15 protein-coding genes are annotated in these 14,631 nt (G+C 66.3%); 7 read left to right on the top strand and 8 right to left on the bottom strand.

The window, feature by feature from the left end; all coding sequences use genetic code 11:
• Window positions 1-54 precede the first annotated feature (54 nt).
• The 3 genes from E7811_RS04220 to trxB all read right to left on the bottom strand — a co-directional run bounded on the left by E7811_RS04220 (window position 55) and on the right by trxB (window position 3,702).
• Window positions 55-2,124 (bottom strand): bifunctional sulfate adenylyltransferase/adenylylsulfate kinase, encoded by a 2,070-nt coding sequence (locus E7811_RS04220; RefSeq protein ID WP_136393314.1) that lies wholly within the window; start codon window positions 2,122-2,124, stop codon window positions 55-57.
• Window positions 2,125-2,249: 125 nt separating this feature from the next.
• Window positions 2,250-2,756 (bottom strand): RES family NAD+ phosphorylase, encoded by a 507-nt coding sequence (locus E7811_RS04215; RefSeq protein WP_136393313.1) that lies wholly within the window; start codon window positions 2,754-2,756, stop codon window positions 2,250-2,252.
• Window positions 2,757-2,760: 4 nt separating this feature from the next.
• A complete protein-coding gene (trxB, locus tag E7811_RS04210) occupies window positions 2,761-3,702 on the bottom strand; it encodes a thioredoxin-disulfide reductase (RefSeq protein WP_136393312.1) in 942 nt (313 codons plus the stop codon).
• 215 nt (window positions 3,703-3,917) lie between these two features.
• Between trxB and E7811_RS04205 the strand changes: the two genes are divergently transcribed.
• On the top strand, window positions 3,918-4,418 hold the full coding sequence (locus E7811_RS04205) for an Lrp/AsnC family transcriptional regulator (RefSeq protein WP_136393311.1): 501 nt from the start codon (window positions 3,918-3,920) through the stop codon (window positions 4,416-4,418).
• A gap of 419 nt (window positions 4,419-4,837) precedes the next feature.
• Here the strand turns inward: E7811_RS04205 and E7811_RS17875 are convergent, their stop codons facing one another.
• The 4 genes from E7811_RS17875 to lgt all read right to left on the bottom strand — a co-directional run bounded on the left by E7811_RS17875 (window position 4,838) and on the right by lgt (window position 7,971).
• Window positions 4,838-4,981, bottom strand: a complete 144-nt coding sequence (locus E7811_RS17875) for a hypothetical protein (RefSeq protein WP_168732921.1) — start codon at window positions 4,979-4,981, stop codon at window positions 4,838-4,840.
• Window positions 4,982-5,273: 292 nt separating this feature from the next.
• Window positions 5,274-6,032 carry a peptidoglycan editing factor PgeF gene (pgeF, locus tag E7811_RS04200; RefSeq protein ID WP_136393310.1) on the bottom strand — a complete coding sequence of 253 codons (759 nt, stop codon included), beginning with the start codon at window positions 6,030-6,032 and terminating at the stop codon, window positions 5,274-5,276.
• Window positions 6,029-7,087, bottom strand: coding sequence for a class I SAM-dependent methyltransferase (locus E7811_RS04195; protein WP_136394223.1), 1,059 nt, complete (start codon window positions 7,085-7,087; stop codon window positions 6,029-6,031). Before E7811_RS04195 ends, pgeF begins: the two co-directional genes overlap by 4 nt.
• On the bottom strand, window positions 7,084-7,971 hold the full coding sequence (lgt, locus tag E7811_RS04190) for a prolipoprotein diacylglyceryl transferase (protein WP_136393309.1): 888 nt from the start codon (window positions 7,969-7,971) through the stop codon (window positions 7,084-7,086). Before lgt ends, E7811_RS04195 begins: the two co-directional genes overlap by 4 nt.
• Window positions 7,972-8,089: 118 nt before the next feature.
• On the opposite strand from lgt, the gene E7811_RS04185 reads away from it, so the two are divergent.
• Window positions 8,090-8,353, top strand: coding sequence for an accessory factor UbiK family protein (locus E7811_RS04185; protein WP_136393308.1), 264 nt, complete (start codon window positions 8,090-8,092; stop codon window positions 8,351-8,353).
• A 37-nt stretch (window positions 8,354-8,390) separates the two neighbouring features.
• Here E7811_RS04185 and E7811_RS04180 read toward each other — a convergent pair whose 3' ends face one another.
• The gene (locus E7811_RS04180; protein ID WP_168732920.1) at window positions 8,391-10,922 is read right to left on the bottom strand and encodes a hybrid sensor histidine kinase/response regulator; all 2,532 of its coding nucleotides are present in this window, start codon (window positions 10,920-10,922) and stop codon (window positions 8,391-8,393) included.
• Between the two features lie 340 nt (window positions 10,923-11,262).
• Between E7811_RS04180 and E7811_RS04175 the strand changes: the two genes are divergently transcribed.
• The 5 genes from E7811_RS04175 to E7811_RS04155 are packed head-to-tail and all read left to right on the top strand — an operon-like array spanning window position 11,263 to window position 14,602.
• On the top strand, window positions 11,263-11,766 hold the full coding sequence (locus tag E7811_RS04175; RefSeq protein ID WP_136393306.1) for a type III secretion system chaperone family protein: 504 nt from the start codon (window positions 11,263-11,265) through the stop codon (window positions 11,764-11,766).
• 27 nt (window positions 11,767-11,793) lie between these two features.
• A complete protein-coding gene (gene proC, locus E7811_RS04170; protein WP_136393305.1) occupies window positions 11,794-12,603 on the top strand; it encodes a pyrroline-5-carboxylate reductase in 810 nt (269 codons plus the stop codon).
• Window positions 12,600-12,947 carry a tRNA-binding protein gene (locus E7811_RS04165; protein WP_136393304.1) on the top strand — a complete coding sequence of 116 codons (348 nt, stop codon included), beginning with the start codon at window positions 12,600-12,602 and terminating at the stop codon, window positions 12,945-12,947. Before proC ends, E7811_RS04165 begins: the two co-directional genes overlap by 4 nt.
• The gene (locus E7811_RS04160; protein WP_136393303.1) at window positions 12,947-13,915 is read left to right on the top strand and encodes a 2-hydroxyacid dehydrogenase; all 969 of its coding nucleotides are present in this window, start codon (window positions 12,947-12,949) and stop codon (window positions 13,913-13,915) included. Before E7811_RS04165 ends, E7811_RS04160 begins: the two co-directional genes overlap by 1 nt.
• A gap of 15 nt (window positions 13,916-13,930) precedes the next feature.
• The gene (locus E7811_RS04155; RefSeq protein WP_136393302.1) at window positions 13,931-14,602 is read left to right on the top strand and encodes a sulfotransferase family 2 domain-containing protein; all 672 of its coding nucleotides are present in this window, start codon (window positions 13,931-13,933) and stop codon (window positions 14,600-14,602) included.
• Window positions 14,603-14,631 lie beyond the last annotated feature (29 nt).

Here is a 14,631-nt window from a genome sequence, read left to right as displayed (position 1 = left end):
AACGAAAAACGCCGCCCCGTGGGGCGGCGTTTCGCGTTCCGGTTCAGGCGCAGGTCACGCCTTGATCAGGCCCATCGATTCCAGCTTCAGGATCACCTGATGGGCGCAGTTGTCGACGTCGACATTTTCCGTCTCGACGCGCAGTTCGGGGTTCTCGGGCACTTCATAGGGGTCGGAAATGCCGGTGAATTCCTTGATCTTGCCCTCGCGTGCCAGCTTGTAAAGCCCCTTGCGGTCGCGGCGTTCGCATTCCTCGACCGAGGTCGCGACATGCACTTCGATAAAGGCGCCATAGGCCTCGATCATCTCGCGCACGGCACGGCGGGTCGCGGTGTAGGGCGCGATCGGCGCACAGATCGCGATGCCGCCGTTCTTGGTGATCTCGGACGCGACATAGCCGATCCGCTTGATGTTGATGTCGCGGTGTTCCTTGGAAAAGCCCAGTTCCGACGACAGGTGCTTGCGCACGACATCGCCATCCAGAAGCGTCACCGGGCGGCCGCCCATTTCCATCAGCTTGACCATCAGCGCGTTGGCGATCGTCGACTTGCCCGAACCCGAAAGCCCGGTGAAGAAGACGGTAAAGCCCTGCTTGTCGCGCGGGGGCGAGGTGCGGCGCAGCTGCGTCACCACCTCGGGGAAGCTGAACCATTCCGGAATTTCCAGCCCTTCACGCAGACGGCGGCGCAGTTCGGTGCCCGAAATGTCCAGAACGGTCGTGCCCTCGGGCACTTCGTTCGCGGGATAGTACTGGGCTTTCTCCTGCACATAGACCATGTGCTTGAAGTCCACCATTTCGATCCCGATCTCGGCCTGGTGCTTCTGGAACAGCTCCTGGGCGTCATAGGGGCCATAGAAATCCTTGCCCTGGCTGTTCTTGCCGGGGCCGGCGTGATCGCGACCGACGATGAAATGGGTGCAGCCGTGGTTCTTGCGGATGATGCCGTGCCAGACCGCCTCGCGCGGGCCGGCCATGCGCATCGCAAGGTTCAGAAGGCTCATCGAGGTGGTCGAGGCCGGATACTTGTCCAGCACCGCCTCATAGCAGCGGACGCGGGTGAAGTGGTCCACGTCGCCCGGCTTGGTCATGCCGACGACCGGATGGATCAGCAGGTTCGCCTGCGCCTCGCGGGCGGCGCGGAAGGTCAGTTCCTGGTGCGCGCGGTGCAGCGGGTTGCGGGTCTGGAAGGCCACGACCTTGTTCCAGCCGACCTTGCGGAAGAAGGCGCGCAGTTCGTTCGGCGTGTCGCGGCGGGCCTTGAAGTCATAATGCACGGGCTGCTGGATGCCGGTGATCGGGCCGCCCAGATAGACGGGGCCCGCGACATTGTGCAGGTAGTTCACCGCCGGATGGGCCAGATCATCGGCGCCGAACACCTTTTCCGCCTCGCGCGCCTTGTTCGGCACCCATTTGTCGGTGACCGAAAGGATTGCGAGGATCACGCCCTCGGCGTCGCGAAGGGCGATGTCTGTGCCCGGTTCCACCTTGTCGGCAAAGGCCTGGTTCACGTCCAGCGTGATCGGGATCGGCCACAGCGTGCCGTCGGCGGTGCGCATGTTTTCCACGACACCGTCATAGTCGGCTTCGGTCAGGAAGCCCTTCAGAGGGTAGAACCCGCCGTTCATCAGGAGTTCCAGATCGCAGACCTGCCGCGCGGTCAGGTCCCAGGACAGCAGGTTGCCCGCGTCATGCTTCAGTTTCTGGGCGGAGTCGTACGAGACATAAAGTTCGGGGATCGGGGCAAGGTTGTTCTGCACGATGTTTGTCCTATGCGTTAGGGGACGAAGCCCGCTGGTGGTGCCGGTCAATTCGGCGTGCAACGCGTCGTATTCGGCAAGTTTCCGGGCGAGGAACCGGTCGGTCAGGCGCGCCTTTTCGGCGGCGCCGGTGGGGGTGAGCACATAGGCGAAGCGCTGCCGCCGGTCGGGGCCGGCCCGGTCGCCGACCTTCACGAAGCCCGCCTCGGTCACCGCACGCAACAGGGCGTTCAGGTGGCCAAGAGATACCCCGATGGCCTGCGCCGTCGCACGCTGCGACGCCTCCGGCGCCAGATCAAGCTGGCGCAGAAGCCGGAAGATCTGGTCTTCCTCGGGCAGGTTGAGGCGGGCATCAGGCGCGGACATCGACGACTCTGAATGTGTTCACGCGTGAACACATCGCAGATTTCACCCGCCGGGAAAAGGGGGGGCGTCGTCTTGGGCGGAAATGTGCCAATTCCGCAACGGGGCGCGCTATCCGGGCGCCGCCATCAGGGCGCGGGTACGAAAGGCAAGGGCGCGCCGTCGCGGCGCAACTCCGGCGCGCCGGGCATGTTCCAGCGGAACAGCACCAGATGCCAACGTTCGGGGGCGCTGCGGGCGGCATAGATGATCCCGTCGTGGTCCGTCGCCCGTGCGGCGTCCGACGCGCGCCACGTTGTGGCGGGCAGGCCCTTCGCCCGTTCCGGCAGCCAGGGAATTGCGGTTTCATCCCCCCGCAAGCCAAGAGCCGCGCAGGTGTCCCCGTCGCGCAGATCCGCAAGGCGGGCCCGTTCCAGAAAAAGCGGCACGCTCAGCCGCGGCGGATCACCTGGACGCAGGTAAGGCGCAATGGCAAAGGCGGCATCCCGGGGCGACGGCGATAGATAGATCGCGCGCTGGCCGTCGCGGTGAAACCGCCCCTCGGCCGAGGTCGCCCCGTCCAGCACATGGTCCAGCCGGTGTTCGGCAACGATCCGCCAGAACCGGCCGGACAGCGCCGTCCCGGCCGGTGGCACGGGCTCAGTCCTCGCCGGCGAGGAAGCGTTCCGCGTCCAGCGCCGCCATGCAGCCCATGCCCGCGCTGGTCACGGCCTGGCGATAGACATGGTCGGTCAGGTCGCCCGCGGCAAAGACGCCGGGGATCGAGGTGCGGGTGCTTCCCGCCTCGACCTTCACATAGCCGCCGTGATGCAGTTCAAGCTGGTCCTTGACCAGTTCGGACGCGGGCGCGTGGCCGATCGCCACGAAAAAGCCCGCGCAGGGCACATCGGTGATGGCGCCTGTCTCGACATGCCGGGCGCGCACGGCGGTCACACCCAGCGGTTCATCGGTGCCCAGAACCTCGTCCACCGCGTGGTTCCACAGGATTTCCACCTTGGGATTCTTGAACAGGCGGTCCTGCATGATCTTTTCGGCGCGCAGGCTGTCGCGGCGGTGGATCAGCGTGACCTTGGTGGCGAAGTTCGTCAGGAACAGCGCCTCTTCCACTGCGGTGTTGCCGCCGCCGATCACCACGACCTCTTTCCCGCGATAGAAGAACCCGTCGCAGGTCGCGCAGGCCGAAACGCCAAAGCCCTTGAACCGTTCCTCGGACGGCAGGCCAAGCCATTTCGCCTGTGCGCCCGTCGCAAGGATGACCGCATCGGCGGTGTAGGTCGTGCCGCTGTCGGCCTGCGCGGTGAAGGGGCGTTTCGAAAGGTCGAGCGACGAGATGTAATCGGAAATCACCTCGGCCCCCATCGCGCGGGCGTGTTCCTCCATCCGCACCATCAGGTCGGGCCCCATCACATGCGTGTCGCCCGGCCAGTTTTCCACCTCGGTCGTGATGGTCAGCTGCCCGCCCGGCTGCAAGCCCTGCACAAGGATCGGGTTCAGCATCGCGCGGGCGGAGTAGACCGCCGCGGTATAGCCGGCGGGGCCGGAACCGATGATCAGGACGCGGGTGTGACGGGTTTCAGCCATGGTGCCCTCTGTCTTTGCTTTTCAAATGTCCGTTCCCATATATGCGGCCCGTCCGCGGGCGGAAAGCCCCAAGACAGCGCAGGCCGCGACCTCGATGCCATTGCGCAGGGGAAAAGACTTGCGTAAGGAATGCGCAAAATTCTTGCGCGGCGTTGAAACATAATTGCGCCGAGGCTGCGGCAGCCGTAAACTCTGCCGCGAAAAGGGAGAGCCAGATGGCCGCTTCGAAATTGGACCCGATCGACCGCCACATCCTGGCGGAGCTTCAGGCAGACGGCCGCATGACCAATGTGGAACTGGCCAAGCGGGTGGGCATCTCGGCCCCGCCCTGCCTGCGCCGGGTGCGCACCCTGGAAGAGGCCGGATATATCAAGGGCTATCACGCCGACATCGACGCGCGCGAACTGGGGTTCGAGGTGCAGGTTTTCGCGATGGTGCGCCTGCACAGCCAGGCCGAGGCCGACCTTTCCGCCTTCGAGGCGCGCTGCCGGGCCTGGCCGCTTGTCCGCGAATGTCACATGCTGAACGGCGAGATCGATTTCATCCTGAAATGCGTGGCCCCTGACCTGTCCACCTTCCAGAGCTTCCTGACCGAACAACTGACCGCCGCCGCCAATGTCGCGAGCGTCAAGACAAGCCTTGTGATCCGCTGCGCCAAGGATCAGCCGGGCGTTCCTTTCGACGTGCTGGAGGCGCGTTTGTCAAAGTCGGCCTGAGCCGACGGCAGGGCGACATCACCCCGTTAACCGCAAAGGCCCGCGTATCCCCGCGGGCCTTTTGTCCTGCGGCGCTGCGCAGAAGATGTTGGGGGGAAGGGGATGACGACCGTGCGAACCATGCAGATAGGCGGCCCCCTGTGGTGCGCAGAGGTTCGCACCGGGACCGCCTTACCGAGCATCAATCCTGTCCGGAGGAGTGGTGCCCGGATGGGTCTTACCTCACGTTCCGCCGAAGTCTGTCCAAGACAAGGCAAAGATGGCGGAAAGCGGGCAAAGCGTCAAACGGATGTTGGTATTGAAGCGGATCGCGAAACCGTCTGCCGATCGCAAGGCGCATTGTTCTCAAGGTAAGGGGGAAATCCGCCGGGAATTTCCCTATGTCGCCCCGGAAAGGCCACCGAAGCGGCCCGAATCGCTTAGCGGGCGGCTTTGCGCTGCGACGGCTGCGCGGGTTTGAACGCCGCCGGGCGGCTGCGGGTGGCGCGCGACCAGGGCAGGGCAAGCTGCGTGTCCTGCGCGGTGGCGATGGCGGATTTCAACCAGCGACGATCTTTCTTCATGACATTCCCCATATCACACGCATCAACGGCCCTTCGGCCCGATGGCTTTGGTTATCGGGGATGTTTGCGGCGGCGGTTGGGCCAAGATGAACAATTTTCGGGGCCATCGCATGGAAAGGCCGCCGCGCGCGGTCCACCGGCCATACACGGGCCATAGTCGCCGGGTTCCCTGCAAATCCAAGGATTATTGGCCATTTCGGAAACAATGCGGGCCGCGTCTGGCCGAGCGTTTCCACGAAATATGGCAATCAGGCGGCGATTTCGCCGTAATCCGGGCCGACAACGGCGGGTGTCAAAGCCGGATCACGCTGATCAGGCGGCCATAGTCGACCTCGCCCGCGTGGGTGGCCCGGCGATAGGAGAAAAACCGTTGCGGGTCGCGGTAGGTGCAGTGGCGGGTCCATTCCGTCGCGCCGATCCCGGCCCGGCGCATCCGCCACAGCGCATAGCCCGGCAGGTCGAACAACGCCCTGTCGCCCTGGCCGTTGGCGAAGAAGCGCGCGGTTTCGGGATCGTCGTCCAGAAAACCCTCGACGAATTCGGGGCCGACCTCATAGGCGGCCTGGCTGATCGTGGGGCCGATCGCGGCCACGATCCGGTCGCGCCGTGCGCCCAGATCCTCCATCGCGGTAATCGTGGCCTCAAGCACGCCGTCCCGCGTGCCGCGCCATCCGGCATGGGCCGCGCCGATCACGCCCCCCTCGCGGTCGGAAAACAGCACGGGCTGGCAATCGGCCGTCAGCACCCCCAGGCACAGCCCCGGCGTCGCGGTGACCATCGCATCGGCCCTTGGCCTTGGTTCGGCCAGCGGTCCCGTCACGCGGACCACATCCGCCGAATGAACCTGATGCAGCGTGGCCAGATGATCGGCGGGCACGCCCATGGCCTCGGCCACGCGGGCGCGGTTGATCGACACGATCTCGGCCTGGTCGGAGGAACCGGGGCCGCAGTTTAGGCCTGTGAAGATACCCGAGGACGCCCCGCCGCGCCGGGTGAAGAACCCGTGGCGAACCCCTTCCAGAAGGTCGGATGTCAGAACTTCAAGCGTCATGCAAAACCCGGTGGCAGCGGATCGCCCGCCCGGCAGAGGGCGAGTGTCTTGAACAGCGAACCCATTTCCTCGGGATCGGTCAAGCGCCGAGTGGCCGCAAGATGGGATTCCAGCGCCGCGCCGTGCAGCGATTGCGCCAGACGCGCCGCCCGTTGCGCGATGCCAAGCCGTTCCAGAAAGGCGCCCTGGGTGGCAATCGCGTGCTGGCAGGGCGCGGCCGCAAGGGCGAGGGCCTCGAAATCCACATGCGCGGTCAGGTCGGCCCGGCCCGGACGGGCGAGGGGATCGGCATAGGCGTGGTCCTCCATCGCCTGGAACGTGTCCCCCAGCGACCGCCAGCCGCCATAATCGGTGATCAGCGCGGCCCCCCCGTGGCGGGCGATGCGCCCGGCGATCCCGGCCATCGCCGCCGCCGCCGCCGGGCAGACTTCGACGATGTCGCCCTCGGCCGTGTCGGCCAGCCTGTGCGCCAGGGCGGCCAGGGGGGCGGCGGGGGCCCGGCCAAGGCGCAACCGGCCTTCGACCAGACCCACCATCGTTTCCGCCCAGCCGTCGCCCTGCCGGGTGAACTGGCGGATCGGCAGGGCGTCGAAGAATTCGTTGGCGACCAGGAACAGCGGCTGTTCGGGCAGGTCGGTCAGGCTGTCGGCCCATGCGACGGGCCAGGCGGCCAGCGTCCGCGCCTGTTCGGCCCGGAGCGCGGGCGAGGCCTCGATCAGCAGGACCTGCGCGGCGTGATGAAAGCCCGGCACCCCCCGCGTGGCCCGCAGCACATCGGCCATCAGCGTGCCACGGCCCGGCCCCGGCTCAGCCAGGGTAAAGCGGCCGGGGGCACCGTGATCCAGCCAGGCCTGCGCCAGCGCCAGCCCCATGAGTTCGCCGAACATCTGGCTGATTTCGGGCGCGGTGGTGAAATCGCCCTTCGCCCCGAACGGCGGGCGGGTGGTGTAATAGCCGTGGTCGGGATGCAGCAGGCATTCGGCCATGTAATCGGCCAGCGTCATCGGCCCTGCCGCCGCGATCCTGCGGATCAGGATATCGGCCAGAGGCGTCATGCCCGCGACTGGCGCCGCCGACCGCGCGACCATAGCCAGAGCCCCACGACGATCATCGGGATCGACAGGGCCTGTCCCTGCGTCAGCCCCCATCCGCCGACCTGCCAGGCAAGACCCAGCGGGTTGCCGTCCGACACGAATTGCGGATCGGGCTGGCGGACGAATTCCACCACAAAGCGCGACAGCCCGTAACCGGCGACGAACAGGCCCGCCGTGCGCCCCGGCGTCTTCAGCCAGCCGCGCCTGTAGACAAGGTAAAGCAGCAGGCTGCCAAGGATGAGCCCTTCCAGCGCGGCCTCGTAAAGCTGGCTGGGATGACGGGCGCAGACGCCCGTGACACCGGGGCAGAACTGCGCCGCCTCGCCGGGAAAGGCCACGCCCCAGGGCAGGGTGGTAGGCCTGCCCCAAAGCTCGGCATTGATGAAATTGGCGATCCGGCCCAGGAAAAGGCCCATCGGCGCCGCCACCGCCAGAAGATCGGCCATCTTCAGCATTGGCACGCCTTCGCGCCGGCAGAACCAGACCCCGGCGATCACGACGCCCAGAAAGCCCCCGTGAAACGACATGCCGCCCTGCCAGACCATCAGGATCTCGCCTGGGTTCTGCACGTAATAGCCCGGCTGATAGAACAGCGCATAGCCGATCCGCCCGCCCAGGACGACGCCGAGGATGATCCAGGTCAGAAGCCGTTCGACCTGTTCGGGCACCATCGGCGCGGGGCCGTCCCACAGGTCCGCGCGCTTCACCAGCCGCGCGATCAGCCACCAGCCCCAGATCAGCCCCGCGATATAGGCCAGTGCATACCAGCGCAGCGCGAAGGTGATGCCGCCGACCTCGATCGAAACCAGATCGGGCGAGATGTCTGGAAAGGGGATATAGGCCATGGCGTCTCCGTTGGAAAAAGCTTGTCCTGTGGCGCTGCGGCATTGTCAACCGGCCCCACGGGCTTGTGTGTGGGGGGCTTCGCCCCATATATGGGGTCAACCGGAAGGAGCCCGTCCCATGCAGAGCCGCAACAAGTTCTTCGACGACATGTCGCAACTGATGACCAATGCCATGGGCGTGGCGCAGGGAGCCAAGACCGAGGCCGAAACCGCGATGAAGGGCTTCATCGACCGCTGGATGGCCGATCGCGATTTCGTCACCCGCGAAGAATTCGATGCCGTGCGCGCCATGGCCCAGAAGGCCCGCGAGGAAAACGAGGCCCTGTCGGCGCGCATCGCCGCGCTTGAGGCGTCGCTGGCCGGCAAAGCCAAAAAGGGCTGATCCCGGCGCGGGCCGAAGGGCGGTAACGTGGCGGCGATCATTCCGCCGCGTCGCGCCTTTCAGGGGCAAGGCACCTGCCGACCAGATCGCGCAATTGCGCCATGTCGACGGGCTTTGCCAACACCACCGTTGCGCCGGCGGCGCGCATCCTTTCCAGATCATCGCCCACGACCGCTGCCGTCAGCCCGATGACCGGCAGTCTGTGCCCGCGCGCCCGAAGCTGGCGGATCAGTTCATCGCCGTCGATCTCGGGCATGAACAGATCGGTGATCAGCAGGTCGATGCCGCCTTCGGTGATCCTGTCCAGCGCGTCCTTGCCGTTTCCGACCACCTCGACCGTGCCGACAAAGCGCAGCAGCCGGTTGCGCATCACCTCGGCCACAAGCGCGTTGTCCTCGGCCAAAAGGACGCGCGCCTCGGGATGGACCGTGGCGGTGGCGGCAGGGGCGGGCGGCGCGGGGGCTTCCCCTTCCTCTGCCAGCGCGCCTGGCAGCGTGATGCGATAACCCGTACCGCCCTCGTCGGGCCGGAAATGCACGATCGAACCGCCCAGAACCTCGATCGAGTTGCGGGCGATGTAGAGGCCAAGGCCGGATCCGTCGACGCGCTTGCCGGGATCGGACCCGCCGCGCTCGAACGCCTCGAACAGGCGATCCACATCCGCATCGGGGATGCCGATGCCGTTGTCGGTGACCTCCCACAGGGTCAGAGGGGCGCCGCCTTCGGTTGCCGGCGGGGCGGCCCGGAAGGCGATGCGCACGACCGAACCGCGGCTGTGCAGGATGGCGTTGCGCAAAAGGTTCGACAACGCCTGTCGCAGCCGCAGGCTGTCGCAAAGGCGCGCCAAATCGGCCCCCTGGCCAAGCGACAGGTCGATCGCCATCCCCGCGTCCCTCGCCATCGGCGCCAGCGCGGTGCGCAGCGATTCCGCCAGTTCCGCGGGTTTGTAGGGCTCGATCCGCACCGGCAGGTTCTGCGTCGGGTTGACCGTCTGGCGCATGTCGGCCAGCACGCCCAGAAGCTGGTCCGTCGCGTCGCGCAACTGCTTGCGCGTTCGCCCGTCCGCGGGGTCGCGCTCCAGCTCTTCCAGCAGCATGGACAGAAGCGAGGCGGGCGTGCGCAATTCATGGCTGATGATCGAAAAGATCTGCGCCTGCCGTTGCTGGCGCGATGACAGTTCCGCAAGCGTCGCCTTCAGCGCGCGTTCCTGTTCGTGTTCCACGGTCACGTCGACGGCCAGCCCATAAGCCACTGCCTCGCCCGAAGGCGCCCGTTCATACCACAGGAACAGCCGGATCACCGGGCGCGGGCTGTCGTCATCCGCCGCCCGAAGCCGCAGCAAGAGCACTGCCGACCGGTCGCGATCGGGCTTCAGGGCCTGCGCCAGATCCTGCCTGTCGACCCCGTCGAAACGGTCCAGCAGGGTGCCGGCCCGGCCATTCGCCGGGATGCCGAGAATCCGCCGGGTGGACCGGTCCGCGCGGATCTGCCCGGTTGTCAGGTTGATCGAAAAGACCCCCACGCTGGCGAAGTCCCGCACCCGGTTGAGCCGCCGGATCGCCCCGATGAATTGCTGCCGGCCGTGATTGTGCAGGCTGCGCATGGCCGCCAGCAGCACCGTCAACACCAGCCCCGCCACGGAATAGCGCACCAGCCAGACGCCCTCGGTCGCGGTGCTGACCGTATCGTTCAGGAAATGCCCGGTGAGGGCGGAAAAGAAGGACACCCCCAGAAGCGCCGTCAGCGCAGCGATCCGGATCGGCGCGAACATGGCGATCAGCAAGGCCAGCGCCACCGCATCCAGCATCGGATACATGCCGAAGCCTGCGACATTCACCAGCGCAAGGGCCGGAAAAAGCATGGACAGGGCCAGCGCGCGCCCCAGATCGCGCAGCGAAGGCGCCTCGATCACCGCCAGCATGAATCCGGCCGCCACCGTTCCGCCCCGGATCATGCGATAGATCGACCATTCCAGATAGTTTTCATGAAACCCGAGCGCCTGGGCCGCCTCGGGCGGAAGGCTCCGGCAGAAGCTGTAAAGCACGGCGACCAGAACAAGACCAAGCCCGATGAACCCGGCGAGGGTGAACAGTGCGGTCAGGAAATCCACCAGGTAGGGGCGGAACCGGCGCCGCAAGGTCGCGAAAAAACCGCGCAAGGCCGCACCGGTCGCCAGCGCGGTGATCAGGTTCAGGGCAAAGATCCGGGCCATCTTGTCCAGCGTCAGCGCCTCGATCCCGATCCAGGCCGATCGCTCGTCCGCGTGCAGGACGAAGGGCAGGGCATGGGCCAGCACATAACCCAAGACCGGCACCCACAGCAGCCGCGCCGGATAGAGCAGAAGCCCGACAATCAGGATGAAATGTGCGATATGGGGCGACTGGTTCACGGCAAAGCCGTTTTCGCCGTGGAAGGCCGAACCGATGGTGACCATCGCAGTCCACAGTATGGCGATGGCGAAGTATGCCAGCGAATAAAAGACCGGGTGCGTTGTGACGGCATCCCGGATGGCGCTGATGCGGGACCGTTCGAAATCACGAAAGACGAACCCGGCGCCGGGCGGGGTCATGCGTCCGTTATTTCGCTCTGGCGCCTCGTCCGTCGTCATCGTCTGCCACCGTTACTCCGGGCCGCAGCCAGCACCCGCATGGACACGGCCGCAATCCCCTAACAAGATCCCGCCGATCGCGCGCCCCTGTAGAGTTTCACGCCCGGAAAAGGGAAAATCAAACCCTCAATGCAGGGAAGCCGTTTTTTTGGACTTGTCCACAGAAGAATTCCCTTTACAGGGTTCCCCTTTCGGCACACCATATTTAGTAAGGACGGTGTCAGGCATACGCCGTACCTTGCCAGACACCCAGCTTCTTGTGGGTCGTGGCCCGCCAGAAGCCTTATAATGAGGCCGGGCAATGTCGCTATCTGAAGATTTCCTGTCAACGGACGAAATGCATCCGATCGACATCGTCGAGACCCTTGCCGAACATCATGACTGGGAATTCGACCGGGTGACGGACGATCAGATCGCCATGGCGGTCGAGGGGCAGTGGCGGACATATTCGCTGACGCTGGCCTGGTCGGCGCAGGATGAAACCTTGCGCCTGATCTGCACCTTCGAGATGGAGCCGCCCGAACACCGCCTGTCCGAACTTTTCGACGTGCTGAACCGCTGCAACGACCTGGTCTGGAACGGCGCGTTCACCTGGTGGGCCGAACAGAAGCTGATGGTCTGGCGCTATGGCCTGTGCCTTGCGGGCGGCCAGGTGGCCGGGCCGGAACAGATCGACCGGCTGATCGCAAGCGCGGTCATGGCGGCGGAACGCTTCTATCCGGCCTTCCAGCTGGCGACCTGGGGTGAACGCACGCCATCCGATGCGATGAAGGTCGCCATTGCAGAGGCCTACGGGCGCGCCTAACCTGCCCCCGAACCAACGGGGGAGAGGATGACCTTGCAGGATGTGACGACGCGCGGCCTGGTGCTTCTGGGGTGCGGCAAGATGGGTTCGGCAATGCTTGAGGGCTGGCTTGCCCGGGGCGTGCCGTCAGACAAGGTCTGGGTGATCGACCCGAACCCTTCGGACTGGGTGAAATCCACCGGCGTCCATGTGAATGCGGCGCTGCCGCGCGATCCCGCCATCGTCCTGATCGCCGTCAAGCCGCAGATGATGGGCGCGGCGCTGACCTCGCTTCAGGCGCTTGGGGCGGGGCCGCTTTACCTGACGGTTGCGGCGGGCACCACGATCGCCACCTACGAGGCGGCGCTTGGCGCGGGGATCCGGCTGGTCCGGGCGATGCCAAACACCCCGGCGGCGGTCGGGCGCGGGATCACCGCGATCATCGGAAACGCCCATGCCAGCCCGGCCGATCTGGATCTGGCCGAGGCGCTTCTGTCGGCGGTGGGGCAGGTCGTCCGGCTGGATCACGAGGGTCAGATGGATGCGGTAACAGCCGTTTCCGGCTCGGGCCCGGCCTATGTCTTTCACCTGATCGAGGCGCTGGCCGCCGCGGGCGAGTCCGAGGGCCTGCCAGCCGACCTTGCGATGCGGCTGGCGCGCGCGACCGTGACGGGGGCAGGGGAACTGGCCCGTCTGGCGCCCGAAAGCGCGGCGCAGCTGCGCATCAACGTCACCTCGCCCGGTGGCACGACGGCAGCGGCCCTTGCCGTGCTGATGGACCCCGACAGCGGCTTTCCCCCGCTTTTGCGCCGGGCGGTCAAGGCCGCGGCGGACCGTGGGCGGGAGCTTGGCAAATGACCGGCGGCGGACAGATCACCTATGACGATTTCGCCCGCGTCGATATCCGCGTGGGCACGATTACCCGTGCCGAACCCTACCCCGAGGCGCGGAAACCCGCGATAAAGCTCTGGGTCGATTTCGGCGAAGGGATCGGCGAAAAACGGTCCTCGGCCCAGATCACGCGCCACTACACGCCCGGCGAACTGGTCGGGCGGCAGGTTCTGGGGGTGGTGAACTTTCCGCCCCGCCAGATCGGCAAGTTCGTCTCCGAGGTTCTGGTGCTTGGTCTGCCCGATGCCGATGGCGAAGTGGTGCTGATCGGCCCCGGCCACGCGGTACCCAATGGCGGGAGGATGTTCTGATGCCGACGCTTCTGATCACACGGCCACTGCCCGAACCCGTCGTCGCCGCGGCCCGCGCGGGGTTTGACGTGACCCTGCGCGAAGATACGCGGCCCCTTGATGCGCTGGAACTGCGCGAGGCCCTTCTGAGCTTTGATGCGGTCCTGCCGACGCTGGGCGATCTGTTTTCGGCCGAGGTCTTTGCCGATGTCCCGCGCCCGCGCGCGCGGCTTCTGGCGAATTTCGGGGTGGGCTACAACCACATCGACACGGCCGCCGCCCATGCCGCGGGCATCATGGTGTCGAACACGCCGGGCGCCGTGACTGACGCAACGGCGGATATCGCGCTGATGCTGATCCTGATGACGGCGCGGCGCGCGGGCGAGGGCGAACGGCTGGTGCGGTCCGGCCGGTGGGAGGGCTGGCACCCGACCCAGATGCTGGGCCTGCATGTTTCCGGCAAGCGGATCGGTATCATCGGCATGGGGCGGATTGGCCAGGCGATCGCGCGGCGCGCGCATTTCGGCTTCGGGATGGAGGTGGTGTTCCACAACCGATCGCCGCTGGCCGATCCGGGGCTGCCTGCGACACAGGTGACGATGGCCGAGGCAATGGCCGCCGATGTGGTCGTCGTGGCGGTGCCCGGCGGGCCCGCGACGCGCCACCTGATCGACGCCGAGGCCCTTGCGCACATGCGGCCGCACGCGATCTTCGTCAACATCGCACGCGGCGACGTGGTGGACGAGGCCGCGCTGGTTAAGGCCTTGCAGAAGGGGCAGATCGCCGGGGCGGGGCTGGATGTCTATGAATTCGAGCCGCGCGTCACGCCGGCGCTTCTGCACATGGAGAACGTGACGCTCTTGCCCCATCTGGGGACGGCGGCGCTTGAGGTGCGGACGGCCATGGGCCTGATGGCGGTCGACAACCTGACCGCATGGGCGGCGGGGCGGACGCCGCCCAATCTGGTCACGCCGCCCCCTGCGGGCTGAGGCGGGCAGGCGCCGATGATCATCTCGCGCGGGCGGCGGTTCATCTTCGTTCATATCCCCAAGACCGGGGGCACGGCGCTGAGCCTCGCACTGGAAGGACGCGCGATGAAGGATGACATCCTGATCGGCGACACGCCCAAGGCGCGGGCGCGGCGCGGCCGCCTGAAGGGGGTGAAGACCGCTGGCCGGCTGTGGAAGCATTCCACCCTCGCCGACATCGCGGGGCTTGTCACCGAAGACGAGATCGCCACCTTCTTCACGCTCGCGCTGGTCCGCAACCCATGGGATCGCGCGGTCAGCTATTACCACTGGCTGCGCGCGCAATCCTTTGCCCATCCTGCCGTCGGCCTTGCGAAGTCCCATGATTTCAGCGGTTTCCTGAACCACCCGCAGACGCAGACCGGCTTCCGCCTCTGGCCGGCCGCAGCCTATATGCGCGACAGGACGGGCGCCGAACGCGCCTCGCTCTATGTCCGGCTTGAACATCTTGCCGCCGATATCGCCCCGTTCGAGGCCCATCTGGGGTTTCGCCTGCCGGCGCTGCCACGGATGAACGAAAGCGCCCGCGCCCCGGACTGGCGGCCTCTCTACAGCGATGCGGACGCAGCACTTCTGGCCGATTTGTGCGCCGAGGATATCGAACGCTTCGGGTATCGCTTTGACGATGGGCCGCGTCCGCACGGCTGATAGCACGGATTTCCTGCGCGTTTGCCCGT

Source organism: Aliigemmobacter aestuarii, assembly GCF_004799285.1.
In the GTDB taxonomy this organism is placed as follows: Bacteria; Pseudomonadota; Alphaproteobacteria; order Rhodobacterales; family Rhodobacteraceae; genus Aliigemmobacter; species Aliigemmobacter aestuarii.
The sequence above is the reverse complement of the archived record's forward strand: the minus strand, read 5'-3'. Positions and strand labels throughout refer to the sequence as shown.

Bases quoted from the DNA above. Each gene is read 5' to 3' on its own strand.
- E7811_RS04165 (WP_136393304.1), top strand. From the start codon at position 12,600: ATGACCGGCGGCGGACAGATCACCTATGACGATTTCGCCCGCGTCGAT.
- E7811_RS04175 (WP_136393306.1), top strand. From the start codon at position 11,263: ATGTCGCTATCTGAAGATTTCCTGTCAACGGACGAAATGCATCCGATC.
- pgeF (WP_136393310.1), bottom strand. From the start codon at position 6,032: ATGACGCTTGAAGTTCTGACATCCGACCTTCTGGAAGGGGTTCGCCAC.
- E7811_RS04205 (WP_136393311.1), top strand. From the start codon at position 3,918: ATGGCCGCTTCGAAATTGGACCCGATCGACCGCCACATCCTGGCGGAG.
- E7811_RS04195 (WP_136394223.1), bottom strand. From the start codon at position 7,087: ATGACGCCTCTGGCCGATATCCTGATCCGCAGGATCGCGGCGGCAGGG.
- E7811_RS04180 (WP_168732920.1), bottom strand. From the start codon at position 10,922: ATGACCCCGCCCGGCGCCGGGTTCGTCTTTCGTGATTTCGAACGGTCC.
- E7811_RS04160 (WP_136393303.1), top strand. From the start codon at position 12,947: ATGCCGACGCTTCTGATCACACGGCCACTGCCCGAACCCGTCGTCGCC.
- E7811_RS17875 (WP_168732921.1), bottom strand. From the start codon at position 4,981: ATGAAGAAAGATCGTCGCTGGTTGAAATCCGCCATCGCCACCGCGCAG.
- lgt (WP_136393309.1), bottom strand. From the start codon at position 7,971: ATGGCCTATATCCCCTTTCCAGACATCTCGCCCGATCTGGTTTCGATC.
- trxB (WP_136393312.1), bottom strand. From the start codon at position 3,702: ATGGCTGAAACCCGTCACACCCGCGTCCTGATCATCGGTTCCGGCCCC.
- E7811_RS04155 (WP_136393302.1), top strand. From the start codon at position 13,931: ATGATCATCTCGCGCGGGCGGCGGTTCATCTTCGTTCATATCCCCAAG.
- E7811_RS04185 (WP_136393308.1), top strand. From the start codon at position 8,090: ATGCAGAGCCGCAACAAGTTCTTCGACGACATGTCGCAACTGATGACC.
- E7811_RS04220 (WP_136393314.1), bottom strand. From the start codon at position 2,124: ATGTCCGCGCCTGATGCCCGCCTCAACCTGCCCGAGGAAGACCAGATC.
- proC (WP_136393305.1), top strand. From the start codon at position 11,794: ATGACCTTGCAGGATGTGACGACGCGCGGCCTGGTGCTTCTGGGGTGC.